This window comes from Klebsiella sp. K-Nf6 (assembly GCF_002806655.1).
GTDB classification, from domain to species: domain Bacteria; phylum Pseudomonadota; class Gammaproteobacteria; order Enterobacterales; family Enterobacteriaceae; genus Klebsiella; species Klebsiella variicola.
In genome coordinates, this window is sequence record NZ_PIBN01000014.1 from 67919 (window position 1) to 80609 (window position 12691).

Annotated in this window: 11 protein-coding genes; 1 reads left to right on the top strand and 10 read right to left on the bottom strand. The window is 56.0% G+C overall.

Translation table 11 applies throughout. The features are described from left to right. Nucleotides 1-42: 42 nt before the first annotated feature. On the bottom strand, nucleotides 43-1620 hold the full coding sequence (gene guaA, locus CWM61_RS20845) for a glutamine-hydrolyzing GMP synthase (protein ID WP_008803811.1): 1578 nt from the start codon (nucleotides 1618-1620) through the stop codon (nucleotides 43-45). A 67-nt stretch (nucleotides 1621-1687) separates the two neighbouring features. Next, nucleotides 1688-3154: an IMP dehydrogenase gene (guaB, locus tag CWM61_RS20850; RefSeq protein WP_061153681.1), complete on the bottom strand. Its 1467-nt coding sequence runs from the start codon at nucleotides 3152-3154 to the stop codon at nucleotides 1688-1690. A 158-nt stretch (nucleotides 3155-3312) separates the two neighbouring features. Between guaB and xseA the strand changes: the two genes are divergently transcribed. Continuing rightward, nucleotides 3313-4704, top strand: coding sequence for an exodeoxyribonuclease VII large subunit (gene xseA / locus CWM61_RS20855; RefSeq protein ID WP_100631854.1), 1392 nt, complete (start codon nucleotides 3313-3315; stop codon nucleotides 4702-4704). Here the strand turns inward: xseA and CWM61_RS20860 are convergent. From CWM61_RS20860 to hisS, 8 genes are all read right to left on the bottom strand, one after another. Further along, nucleotides 4688-4906 (bottom strand): zinc ribbon domain-containing protein, encoded by a 219-nt coding sequence (locus CWM61_RS20860; protein WP_100631855.1) that lies wholly within the window; start codon nucleotides 4904-4906, stop codon nucleotides 4688-4690. The genes xseA and CWM61_RS20860 overlap by 17 nt on opposite strands. 49 nt (nucleotides 4907-4955) lie before the next feature. Beyond that, nucleotides 4956-5993, bottom strand: a complete 1038-nt coding sequence (locus tag CWM61_RS20865; RefSeq protein ID WP_100631856.1) for a Gfo/Idh/MocA family oxidoreductase — start codon at nucleotides 5991-5993, stop codon at nucleotides 4956-4958. A gap of 184 nt (nucleotides 5994-6177) precedes the next feature. Beyond that, the gene (locus CWM61_RS20870) at nucleotides 6178-6657 is read right to left on the bottom strand and encodes an Hcp family type VI secretion system effector (RefSeq protein WP_048290000.1); all 480 of its coding nucleotides are present in this window, start codon (nucleotides 6655-6657) and stop codon (nucleotides 6178-6180) included. A 221-nt stretch (nucleotides 6658-6878) separates the two neighbouring features. Next, entirely contained in the window at nucleotides 6879-7571 is a 693-nt protein-coding gene (locus CWM61_RS20880) for a hypothetical protein (RefSeq protein ID WP_074387867.1), read from the bottom strand. 367 nt (nucleotides 7572-7938) lie between these two features. Then, on the bottom strand, nucleotides 7939-9417 hold the full coding sequence (gene der, locus CWM61_RS20890; RefSeq protein ID WP_008803808.1) for a ribosome biogenesis GTPase Der: 1479 nt from the start codon (nucleotides 9415-9417) through the stop codon (nucleotides 7939-7941). A 113-nt stretch (nucleotides 9418-9530) separates the two neighbouring features. Continuing rightward, entirely contained in the window at nucleotides 9531-10709 is a 1179-nt protein-coding gene (bamB, locus tag CWM61_RS20895; RefSeq protein WP_002913889.1) for an outer membrane protein assembly factor BamB, read from the bottom strand. A 10-nt stretch (nucleotides 10710-10719) separates the two neighbouring features. Further along, entirely contained in the window at nucleotides 10720-11340 is a 621-nt protein-coding gene (locus CWM61_RS20900) for a YfgM family protein (RefSeq protein ID WP_061153675.1), read from the bottom strand. A gap of 34 nt (nucleotides 11341-11374) precedes the next feature. After that, nucleotides 11375-12649, bottom strand: coding sequence for a histidine--tRNA ligase (hisS, locus tag CWM61_RS20905; protein WP_074387866.1), 1275 nt, complete (start codon nucleotides 12647-12649; stop codon nucleotides 11375-11377). Between the last annotated feature and the right edge of the window lie 42 nt (nucleotides 12650-12691).

The following is a 12691-nucleotide window of genomic DNA, read 5'->3' on the forward strand; positions in this document are numbered from 1 at the left end:
GTAAAAACAGAGGGTTTCGTTTCATTCAGCTAACGCCGGGGATTATTCCCACTCAATCGTTGCTGGCGGCTTACCGCTGATGTCATACACCACGCGGGAGATACCGTTCACTTCATTGATAATGCGGTTAGAGACGCGGCCGAGGAAATCATACGGCAGGTGCGCCCAGTGCGCGGTCATAAAGTCGATGGTTTCCACCGCACGCAGGGAAACGACCCAGTCGTATTTACGGCCATCGCCCATTACGCCGACGGAACGAACCGGCAGGAACACGGTAAACGCCTGGCTCACTTTGTTGTACAGGTCAGCTTTGTGCAGCTCTTCGATGAAGATAGCGTCCGCACGACGCAGCAGGTCGCAGTACTCTTTCTTCACTTCGCCCAGTACGCGCACGCCGAGGCCCGGGCCCGGGAACGGGTGACGGTAGAGCATATCGTACGGCAGGCCCAGTTCCAGACCGATCTTACGCACTTCGTCTTTGAACAGCTCACGCAGCGGCTCAACCAGCCCCATCTTCATCTCTTTCGGCAGGCCGCCCACGTTGTGGTGAGATTTAATGACGTGTGCTTTACCGGTAGCGGAAGCGGCAGACTCGATAACGTCAGGGTAGATGGTACCCTGCGCCAGCCATTTGACGTCGTCCAGCTTCAGCGCTTCTTCGTCGAACACTTCCACGAAGACGCGGCCAATGATTTTACGTTTCGCTTCCGGATCGTTCTCGCCTTTCAGCGCGTCGAGGAAGCGCTGCTCGCCTTCGACGTGAACAATGTTCAGACCAAAGTGGTCGCCAAACATGTCCATCACCTGCTGCGCTTCATTCAGACGCAGGAGGCCGTTATCCACGAATACGCAGGTCAGGTTTTTGCCGATGGCGCGGTGCAGCAGCATCGCGGTCACGGAGGAGTCCACGCCGCCGGAGAGGCCGAGTATCACTTTGTCATCGCCAACCTGCTGGCGGATACGCTCGACGGCGTCGTCGATGATTTTCGCCGGGGTCCACAGCGCTTCGCACTGGCAGATGTCGCGCACGAAGCGCTCCAGCATACGCATCCCCTGACGGGTGTGGGTCACTTCCGGGTGGAACTGCACGCCGTAGAAGCGTTTTTCTTCGTTGGCCATAATGGCAAACGGGCAGTTGTCGGTGCTGGCGACGGTGACGAAGTCAGACGGGATGGCGGTGACTTTGTCGCCGTGGCTCATCCACACGTCCAGCAACGGTTTGCCGTCCGCGGTCAGGGAGTCTTCGATACCGCGCACCAGCGCGCTGTCGTTAACCACTTCAACCTGCGCGTAGCCAAACTCACGCTCGTTAGAACCTTCCACATGGCCGCCCAGCTGCATCGCCATGGTCTGCATGCCGTAGCAGACGCCAAATACCGGCACGCCGGCTTCAAACACATACTGCGGCGCGCGCGGGCTGTTCTCTTCGGTAGTACTTTCCGGGCCGCCGGAAAGAATGATGCCGCTTGGATTGAATTCGCGGATCTGTGCTTCTGTGACATCCCACGCCCACAGCTCACAGTAGACGCCCAGCTCACGCACGCGACGCGCCACCAGCTGAGTATACTGAGAGCCGAAGTCGAGAATGAGAATGCGATGTTTATGAATGTTTTCCGTCATTGACGCTAATTCCGAGGCAAGTGAAACAGAGTAAATAAATCGCCCGACGCTAGGTCGGGCGAAGAAATCAGGAGCCCAGACGGTAGTTCGGGGACTCTTTGGTGATGGTCACGTCGTGAACGTGGCTTTCCTGAATGCCCGCACCGCTGATGCGTACGAATTCAGCTTTGGTACGCAGCAGGTCAATGGTACCACAGCCGGTCAGACCCATACAGGAACGCAGACCGCCCATCTGCTGGTGAATAATCTCTTTCAGGCGACCTTTATAGGCCACGCGGCCTTCGATACCTTCCGGCACCAGTTTGTCAGCAGCGTTATCGCTCTGGAAGTAGCGGTCAGAGGAGCCTTTAGACATCGCGCCAAGAGAGCCCATGCCGCGGTAAGATTTGTAAGAACGGCCCTGGTAGAGTTCGATTTCACCCGGGGACTCTTCGGTACCCGCCAGCATAGAGCCGACCATCACCGCGGCCGCGCCGGCAGCGATGGCTTTGGCGATATCGCCGGAGAAACGGATACCGCCGTCAGCGATAACCGGAATACCGGTCCCTTCCAGCGCTTCCACCGCGTCGGAAACGGCGGTGATCTGCGGCACGCCTACGCCGGTGACGATACGGGTCGTACAGATGGAGCCCGGGCCGATACCCACTTTCACTGCGCTGCAACCGGCTTCCGCCAACGCGCGCGCGCCTGCACCGGTGGCCACGTTGCCGCCGATGATCTGCAGGTCCGGGTATTTCGCGCGGGTTTCACGAATGCGCTGCAGGACGCCTTCAGAATGACCGTGCGAGGAGTCGATCAGCAGAACGTCAACGCCCGCGGCGACCAGCGCGTCTACGCGCTCTTCGTTGCCGGCACCGGCGCCGACCGCCGCGCCTACGCGCAGACGGCCCTGCTCATCTTTACAGGCATTCGGTTTACGTTCTGCTTTCTGGAAATCTTTAACGGTGATCATGCCGCGCAGGTGGAAGCTCTCATCCACGACCAGCGCCTTCTCAACGCGTTTTTCATGCATCTTAGCGAAGACCACTTCGCGGCTTTCGCCTTCACGAACGGTAACCAGACGCTCTTTCGGCGTCATGTAGACGCTGACCGGCTGGTTCAGATCGGTGACGAAACGCACGTCGCGGCCGGTGATGATACCGACCAGTTCGTTGTCTTCAGTCACCACCGGGTAACCGGCGAAGCCGTTACGTTCAGTCAGCTCTTTCATTTCGCGCAGGGTGGTGGTCGGCAGAACGGTCTGCGGGTCGGTGACCACGCCGGACTCATGTTTCTTCACGCGACGAACTTCTTCCGCCTGGCGCTCGATGGACATGTTTTTGTGAATAAAGCCGATGCCGCCTTCCTGTGCCAGGGCAATAGCCAGACGCGCTTCCGTTACGGTATCCATGGCTGCGGAGAGCATAGGAATATTCAGACGAATGGTTTTCGTCAGCTGAGTGCTGAGATCGGCAGTATTCGGCAGAACGGTAGAATGAGCGGGAACGAGGAGGACGTCGTCAAACGTCAGGGCTTCTTTAGCGATACGTAGCATGGGCAATATCTCGACCAGGGTGGATAAATATTGCCGTGGCATTATACAGAGCGTAACCGATTGCATCTACCCTTTTTTGCAAATAATACTTGCCATCCCCTCTGAGCGCGTTACTATCGACTGAATAACCTGCTGATTTAAAGTTTGATCTTGCTCACATGTTACCCTCTCAATCCCCCGCAATTTTTACCGTAAGCCGCCTCAATCAGACGGTGCGTCTGCTGCTTGAGCGCGAAATGGGCCAGGTGTGGATCAGTGGCGAGATCTCTAACTTCAGCCAGCCTTCTTCCGGCCACTGGTACTTCACCTTAAAAGACGATAACGCCCAGGTGCGCTGCGCGATGTTCCGCAACAGCAACCGCCGGGTGACGTTTCGCCCACAGCACGGGCAGCAGGTGCTGGTTCGCGCCAACATCACCCTGTATGAGCCGCGCGGCGACTACCAGATTATCGTCGAAAGCATGCAGCCCGCCGGCGAAGGGTTGTTACAGCAGAAGTATGAGCAGCTCAAAGCGCAGTTAACGGCGGAAGGACTGTTCGAGCAAAAACATAAGCAGGCGCTCCCCTCACCCGCCCACTGCGTCGGCGTCATCACCTCGAAAACCGGTGCGGCGCTGCACGATATTCTCCATGTTCTCAGGCGCCGCGATCCCGGGCTGCCGGTGATCATCTATCCAACCGCGGTCCAGGGTGACGATGCCCCCGGGCAGATTGTGCGCGCCATTGCGCTGGCCAACGCGCGCCAGGAGTGTGACGTACTGATTGTCGGACGCGGCGGCGGTTCGCTGGAGGATCTGTGGAGTTTTAACGATGAGCGGGTGGCGCGGGCTATTTTTGCCAGCCAGATCCCTATCGTTAGCGCCGTCGGCCATGAAACCGACGTCACGATCGCCGATTTTGTTGCCGACCTGCGAGCGCCGACCCCTTCTGCCGCCGCGGAGATCGTCAGCCGCAATCAGCAGGAGCTGCTGCGCCAGCTGCAGTCAGGACAGCAGCGTCTGGAGATGGCGATGGACTATTTCCTCGCCAATCGTCAGCGCCGCTTTACCCAGCTGTTCCATCGCCTGCAGCAACAGCATCCGCAGCTGCGGTTGGCCCGCCAGCAGACCGCCCTGGAACGCCTGCGCCAGCGGATGCGCATCGCCGTGGAATCGCAGCTTAAGCGCGCCGAACAGCGGCAAAAGCGCACCGTTCAACGTCTGGATCACTACAACCCGCAGCCACGGATCCACCGGGCGCAATCGCGGATCCAGCAGCTGGAATACCGGCTGGCGGAAACTATGCGTGGCCGCCTCAGCGAGCGGCGTGAACGGTTTGGCAACGCGGTGACCCATCTGGAGGCGGTGAGTCCCTTAGCCACCCTGGCGCGCGGCTACAGCGTCACCTCGGTGAATGACGGTACGGTGCTAAAGCAGACAAAACAGGTCAAAACCGGCGATCTGCTCACCACACGCCTGAAAGACGGCTGGGTCGAAAGCGAAGTGAAGCAGATCGCGCCGGTAAAAAAAACGCGAGCCAGAAAGCCTTCACCCACTAAACCAGCGGAATAAATTCCACCCGTTTTTTCGAGATCAGGCCGTGCCCGTGCTGACAAAAGTAATCCACCGAGCCGCACGCCTTGAGCACCTCCAGCGGCTGGTGGCATTCCGGGCAGCGGGCCTCGAGGGCAAATACCCTTTCGCACTGGGCGCAATGCGCGCTGCTGCCTTTGACATCTAACGGCGCGTGGCACAGAGGGCAATCAAGTTCCATAACCATTCCTTTCAACATTTATCTGCACCTATTTTATCATGTTCCGGGTTCAATGAGGGCCGCGTAATTGCTGCTGCAACCTGAGCAGCCATTCCACTTCCTCAAGCCGACGTCGCGCCAATCCGGCCACGCTTTCGGGCGCCCGGATAAACAGATTATCCGCGCCGAGGATCTGCTCATCGAGACAGTGCGCATAGATCGTCCCGGGGCGGGTCCAGCGCTGGATCCGCTCGCCGTCGTGCAGCGTCACCACTTCGCCCTCAGGGCAGCGGTCGAGGATGAGGATTCGCCCGTCCCGCAGCCCTATCCGCATTCCCTTTTGCCCGCCCGCGGGGCCCGCGTATTTGTTTAGCCAGATATTAAGCGGGATAGTGCCCAGGGTTCCCTGCAGATGCGCCTCCCCCTCTGCGGTGACCGTATCCCCAGGGGCAATGTCATGGCCGAGGCGGTCTTTCGCCACCCGAAGGGAAAGGCTCAGCGCCGTATCGCTTCCGCTGGCGTGCAGGGTTTCGCGCAGCATCGCCAGAACATGGGTGCCAATATCGAGGATCACCCCATCAGGGTGGCGCAGCTGCCGGGTATCCAGCTCCCCGGTGGCAAAATTGAGTGCAACCGGCTCACCGGCGGCGTTAAAGCCGCTTGGCTCCTGTAAATAGCCTTCGAGCCAGACGATCTCTTCCGCCCGCCACGGCGAAGTAATCGCATTCAGCGCAACGCCCCGCGCCATCCAGTGGTCAAGAGCCAGCACCCGCGCGGCCTGCTCAGGCGGCGCCAGCAGCGCCCGCAGCCGGGCGGCCTGCTCAAGGTTGGCCACAATCGGCTTTTCCACCACAATGCGGGAAATGCCGCTGGCTAACGCCCTCTCCAGCACGGGCAGATGCTGAAGTGATGAGGTGGTAATGAAGAGCGTATCCAGAGGTTTGGCCAGCAGTGCCGACAGCGAACTACAGCGCTGGATCCCCGGCAGCGCTCTGCTGCTGTCGAGGTCATAACCCCAGCAGTTGTCGATGGCGTACCCCAGGCGACGCAGCACCGGTAAATAGGCGGTTTCCACCACCGCGCCAAGGCCGATAAAACCAATCTGCATAGTAAGTCCACCTTTGAGCCGCTCTGTTCCCCGCGAAGTATCGCGGGATTATGGCGGAAGGTTTTGACATTTACCGGCATGGCGGCCACAAAAAACCCGCCAATATGAATTTCAATTTTGAAATGATGTATAAAATTGTACCTACTACGAGATACCTGGCATTTTTTGCGTGAAAATAATGGAGTCATGCACAACAACGGTCATTCCATGAGTCGCGGTAGTAAATATTTCCGTCCATGTATTTCCAGGTGATCGCCTCATAACGCATCTCGAGCGTTTCCAGGTGGGTACTGCTCATACCAGTAGGTGATAAATACGGCGCAACCGTAGTGACTTTGACGTTCTCCAGGATGATGTTGAAATACTCGGCCTCAATGCCCGCCTCCAGAATGCGATACATCTTTATAATCGCCTTCTTCATCGGGCGCCCCTCACACACGGCACGATACAAAAGCGGTGTTGTCTGATCGAATTCCTTCACTATCGACACAGGACGATGTATACGCGTACCTGTCAGTTTTCCCCAGCTTGGATCAACTGGAATAGTAATACCATGAGAGAATGATTTTAACTCAATAGATCCAAGACGCGTTGACATCATGCAGCTTCCAATGATCGGAGAACCGTTTTCATCTTCAAGCCATAAATGTGCGGGAGTAGACATATAATTTCCTTATCATAAATAACGTTAGAATTACCATTTCACATAGCGCCCAAAGATAATAATTATAAGTACAGCGAATATACCAACAGGCCAAACTGGCCCCTCAGGAAAAATTTGAAAAAAAACCACTGCAAATATGACAATACAAAGTGGTGGGGCATACAGCGAAATTAATTGCTGGAACAACCACAAAAGCGCTCTTTTAATAAATGACATCATCACTACCTAATCATTCTTTCGATGATATTAGCGATCTCTGCCTCTGAAGCCCATTGAGCTTTAAAAGCGTCGGCATGTTCAAATAATGGCGCCACCAGGAAATACATCATTTCAAGCTCTTGTTCGTATAGTATAGAAAAGAATGCCGGATAACAGATTCGGAGACGCTCAGCGCTATCTGCAGCCTTCTGCACAACGCCATACACGCCAGCCACTGTAACGGCGACCCCCGCAGAACGCCCAGCAATCGCTCCCATATCAAGGCTTAGTTTCATGCCTACCGAAACACAGGTAGCCGTAGCTATAACAAATCCAGATTTGGTTAGAGAGTCTGCAGCGATATGAATGTTAACAGCCATCAGAACTCTTTTAATATGCTCTAACTGCTCTGTTGTTTTGTGCCTAAATATTTCTTCAAAATATATTTGAAGCATTTCATATACAATATCATTACGCTGTAAAAGATGGTAGATACCTTTAGCAAATCTAACATCCTCATTCTTCTGCTTTTTACATACATCCTGATACTCATCAGTAAAACAGGATGTATAATACAGGGTCCGAGTTACGCCAGCGCCTATTGTTTTAACCTGACTGGAAACCCGTTGTTCTATGCCTGAAACAGCGCGTTCAAGTTTCATTGCGAGAATTTTATTGGCCTGCAAATAGCTGATGACGACATTGCTGTAATACATTATCACTCCTTGCTGATTAATTTCACCCTCCTGTGAAGAAACCTAACTTACCATAATACTCAGCCATAAAGTAGACTCTCCAGTTTCTCCCGCATTACAGGAAAACGGCACCGTGGAATTCCCCCAACATATCCAGAAGCGTTTTCTCTCTTATCATTGCGATAACTTTCTACGTATATATTATCAAAGCGTACTCAAAAAATTGCTTGGGCAAGCGAAGCTAACAAATGAGAAATTTCATAGGATACGTGCAGTTATACATGCCAATCATGCGCGTTGTTGCGTCGCTACAATCGCCCTTAATAAAAAAGCCCGGCAGATGCGGGCTTTGAAGGATTCATGTTGGTGGGTAAATCTTGCTGATAGCTTATTTGCTTTTCTTGATGTGCTTGATCAGGCGCTTACGTTTACGCATCTGGTTCGGCGTCAGGGTGTTGCGCTTGTTGGCGAACGGGTTTTCCCCTTCCTTGAACTGGATCCGGATTGGCGTACCCATCACGTCGAGGGATTTACGGAAGTAGTTCATCAGGTAGCGCTTATACGAATCCGGCAGATCCTTCACCTGGTTACCGTGGATCACCACGATAGGCGGGTTGTAGCCTCCGGCGTGGGCATATTTCAGCTTCACGCGACGGCCACGCACCAGCGGCGGCTGATGATCTTCCGCCGCCATGTTCATGATCCGGGTCAGCATCGCGGTGCTTACGCGGCGGGTGGCGCTGTCATAGGCTTCGCGTACCGATTCAAACAGGTTGCCGACGCCGCTGCCGTGCAGGGCGGAGATGAAGTGCACCCGGGCAAAGTCGATAAAGCCCAGACGATAGTCGAGGGTCTCCTTCACCTGCTCCTTCACTTCCTGACTCAGGCCATCCCACTTGTTGACAACGATCACCAGCGAACGACCGCTGTTGAGGATAAAGCCCAGCAGCGACAGGTCCTGATCGGAGATCCCTTCGCGAGCATCGATCACCAGCAGCACGACGTTGGCGTCTTCAATCGCCTGCAGCGTTTTGATCACCGAGAACTTTTCTACGACGTCGGTGATTTTCCCGCGCTTACGTACCCCGGCGGTATCGATGAGCACATATTCACGCTCGTCACGCTGCATCGGGATGTAAATACTGTCGCGGGTGGTGCCCGGCATATCGTAAACCACCACGCGATCTTCACCGAGGATGCGGTTGGTGAGGGTTGATTTACCGACGTTAGGGCGTCCAACAATCGCCAGCTTGATCGGCAGATCCTGCGGATTGAAGTCGTCCTCCGGCTCTTCTTCCGCTTCACCATTCTGCTCGGCTTCGAATTTTGCCCAGTATTCGGCGTCTTCATCCACCTCTTCCTGCGGGCTGATCTCATCCACCCATGGCAGCAGGGCCTGCTCCAGCAGGCTGGTCACGCCACGGCCGTGCGAAGCAGCGATAGGATAGATATCACCCAGGCCTAAGGACCAGAAGTCCGCCATCGCCTGGTCGACATCGATGCCGTCGGTTTTATTGGCCACCAGGAAGGTGGGCTTTTCACGAGAGCGCAGATGTTTAGCGATGGCGATGTCCGCCGGCATCAGGCCTGCGCGCGCATCGACCATAAACAGCACCACATCGGCCTCTTCGATAGCCAACAGCGACTGCTCCGCCATCCGGGTTTCCACGCCCTCTTCCGTACCATCAATACCACCGGTATCGATACAGATGAATTCGCGGCCTTCGACTTCGGCCCGACCGTACTTACGGTCACGAGTCAGCCCCGGGAAATCCGCAACCAGCGCATCACGAGTGCGCGTCAGGCGGTTAAAGAGCGTGGATTTTCCAACGTTAGGGCGCCCGACAAGCGCGACCACAGGTATCATGTTAAATGCCTCATACAATCACTAAGCAACATCGTCTTAACGACGTTTTTAAAAAAGTCAAAACGGCCCCTGTCTGCCAGGGGCCGTTTCTTAATCACTCACGACAGCGGTAATTAACGCGTAATCGCGTACAGCGTACCGTCTTTCGCCTGGATCAGCAGTCGACCATCTGCAACCACCGGATCGGTCAGGAAGCCGGAACTATCGACTTTCTGCTGTGCCACAAAATGGCCATCTTCCGGATTCACCCAGTGCATGTAGCCTTCGCTATCACCGACGACCAGATTGCCATTATACAACACCGGCGCGGTCAGCAAACGGTGCAGCAGATCGCTTTGCGTCCACAGGGTCACACCACCATCGGTGGTCAGTGCCAGCAGGCGATCGTTCTGGTCAACCAGGTAGATACGGTTACCATCGACGATGAAATCATTCACCGAACCCAGCTCGCGTTTCCACATAATCTGGCCGCTACGCAGGTCCAGCGCGGTCAGGTTACCGTTATAAGCCAGCGCATAAACCACACCGTTAACGATGATCGGCGTCGTGTCGACGTCATTCAGGCGGTCAATTTCCGTCGGGCCGGTGGCCGTAGAAATACGCTGCTGCCAAATCATCTGCCCCTGCTGCATCAATACTGCACTGACGCGGCCATTGTCGCCGCCGACGATCGCCGCGCCATAAGCGGTCGCAGGCGCAGACTCGCCGCGCAGGGAGAGTGCCGGCATATCGAGGTTAACGGTCCACTTCACGGCACCATCGGTCTCATTCAACGCCTGCAGCTGGCCGTTACTGGTATGCACCAGCACCATGCCATCGCTCACCACCGGACGCGACAGCGCCTCGCCAGCAACGCGGGTTTGCCAGGCAACGGTACCATCGCTGGTATTCAGCGCATACAGCTGCGCTTTCTCACTGCCAATATAAACATGGCCGCCAGAGACGGTCACACCGCCGGAAAGCAGCGCTGGCGTGCGCGAGAACCAGCCATCTTTCTCCGCCAGGTTCACAGACCACACCTCTTTGCCGTCGTCCGCGTTCAGCGCTTTGACGGTGCCTTTACGGTCAGCGGCATACACTACGCCGTCGGCGAAGGCCGGATGGAGGTTAGAGTAAAATTCGCCGATACCATCGCCAACCGAGGTGCTCCAGGACGTGGACGGCGTAAACTGGTTTTCTACCGTCGGCAGCGGTGACATTTTCACCACATCTTCTTCGCTATTAAACAGCGAACACCCGCTCAGCAAGGTAACGGAAAGCAGCCCTGGCAAAAGTAATTTACGCAATTGCATCGAGTCCCTCTCAGATGGACAAATTATTCATTTTCATACGCATCATTTCGCTGAGCGCAGGAGAAGCATCGCTTTTCACGCCAGCTTCCCACGCCGCACGGGCCCCTTGCTTATCGCCTTTGCTCAACAGAATTTCGCCGCGCAAATCAGCCACAATCGCGGTCCAGCCTTCACCTTTGATGCTGTCGAGGGTTTTCAGCGCCGCATCAGCCTGCTTCATCTGCAGCTGAACGCGGGCAAGACGCATATTGATAACCGATTTCAGATTATCATCAGACGCGGCCGCCAGCCCCTGCTGAAGCTGCTTTTCGGCGTTCGGCAGATCGTTCTGTTCAACAAAATGTTGTGCCAGCTCGAGGGAAGCGAAGGCGCCGTAGGTATTTTTATTATCAGCCGCGAACTTCTCCGCCCCTGACAGCACTTCTGGCGTATTCGATTTCAGCGCGGAAGTCGCCTGTTCGTAAGCCAGCGAAACATCTCTGGCCGTATCCTGCTGATGGGAGGTCCAGTAGCGCCAGCCAACCAGCGCACCAACCCCTAAAATCACCCCGACCGCCAGCGCTTTGCCGTTTTCGGCAAAGAAACGCTTCAGCGCATCGACCTGATCGTTCTCGTTGTTAAAAGTTTCCACGCAGTCCTTCTCCTGACTAATAATTCCCGGGAGATTAACCCAGAAGTGTGCGCAAATGCGCGGCAACGCTCTCCTGCGTTACGGTAGTTTGCTCACCTGAGCGTAAATCCTTCACTACCACGTTTCCGTCAGCGATCTCTGACTCACCGACCACCAGGGCGATACGGGCGCCCCATTTATCGGCGCGGGCAAACTGCTTCTTAAAGTTGCCGCCGCCGTGGTTGGTCATCAGCTTCACGCCGGGCAGCGCATCGCGAACCTGCTCAGCCAGACGCATTGCAGCAGACTGAGTATCGGTCCCGGAGGCTACCAGGTATATATCGACAACAGGATCGGCTTTAAATTCCGGATTCACTGCCTGGACCAGTAAAACAAGACGTTCCAGCCCCATAGCAAAGCCCACGCCCGGGGTGGCACGACCGCCCAGCTGCTCAACCAGGCCGTCGTAACGACCGCCGGCGCAGACGGTGCCCTGGGAACCGAGGCTGGTGGTTACCCACTCGAACACGGTGCGGTTATAGTAGTCGAGGCCGCGTACCAAACGCTGGTTGACGCTGTAGCGGATCCCGGCATCATCGAGCAGCGCGCACAGGCCGGCAAAGTGGGTTTTCGATTCTTCGTCGAGGTAGTCGCCGAGCGCCGGCGCGTCGTTCAGCAGCGCCTGCACGTCCGGGTTCTTGGAGTCCAGCACCCGCAGCGGGTTGGTGTACATCCGGCGTTTGCTGTCTTCATCCAGCTTATCGGTAAACTGCTCCAGGTAAGCTACCAGCGCGTCGCGGTAGTTGGCACGCGCTTCCAGCGAACCGATGGAGTTCAGCTCAAGGCTGACGTGATCGGCAATGCCCAGCTCACGCCACCAGCGCGCGGTCAGCATAATCAGCTCGGCATCAATGTCCGGGCCCTGCAGGCCAAACACTTCGGCGCCGATCTGGTGGAACTGGCGGTAGCGACCTTTCTGCGGACGCTCGTGGCGGAACATTGGCCCGACGTACCACAGACGCTGTTCTTGATTGTACAGCAGACCATGTTCGATGCCGGCACGTACGCAGCCCGCCGTCCCTTCCGGACGCAGCGTCAGGCTGTCGCCGTTGCGGTCCTCAAAGGTGTACATCTCTTTCTCAACCACGTCGGTCACTTCGCCGATCGCGCGTTTGAATAACGGGGTCTGCTCTACAATCGGCAAACGGATTTCGCTGTAACCGTAGCTACCGAGCACCTGCTTCAGTGAGCCTTCAATGCGCTGCCAGAGAGCGGTTTCGCCCGGCAGATAATCGTTCATGCCACGGATGGCTTGAATGTTCTTTGCCACGTTTATTCTCTTTATATATACAAAAATGAACCCCGGCGCCTT

Coding starts and splice junctions, on each gene's coding strand:
- guaA (WP_008803811.1), bottom strand. CDS start 1,620: ATGACGGAAAACATTCATAAACATCGCATTCTCATTCTCGACTTCGGC.
- guaB (WP_061153681.1), bottom strand. CDS start 3,154: ATGCTACGTATCGCTAAAGAAGCCCTGACGTTTGACGACGTCCTCCTC.
- xseA (WP_100631854.1), top strand. CDS start 3,313: ATGTTACCCTCTCAATCCCCCGCAATTTTTACCGTAAGCCGCCTCAAT.
- CWM61_RS20860 (WP_100631855.1), bottom strand. CDS start 4,906: ATGGAACTTGATTGCCCTCTGTGCCACGCGCCGTTAGATGTCAAAGGC.
- CWM61_RS20865 (WP_100631856.1), bottom strand. CDS start 5,993: ATGCAGATTGGTTTTATCGGCCTTGGCGCGGTGGTGGAAACCGCCTAT.
- CWM61_RS20870 (WP_048290000.1), bottom strand. CDS start 6,657: ATGTCTACTCCCGCACATTTATGGCTTGAAGATGAAAACGGTTCTCCG.
- CWM61_RS20880 (WP_074387867.1), bottom strand. CDS start 7,571: ATGTATTACAGCAATGTCGTCATCAGCTATTTGCAGGCCAATAAAATT.
- der (WP_008803808.1), bottom strand. CDS start 9,417: ATGATACCTGTGGTCGCGCTTGTCGGGCGCCCTAACGTTGGAAAATCC.
- bamB (WP_002913889.1), bottom strand. CDS start 10,709: ATGCAATTGCGTAAATTACTTTTGCCAGGGCTGCTTTCCGTTACCTTG.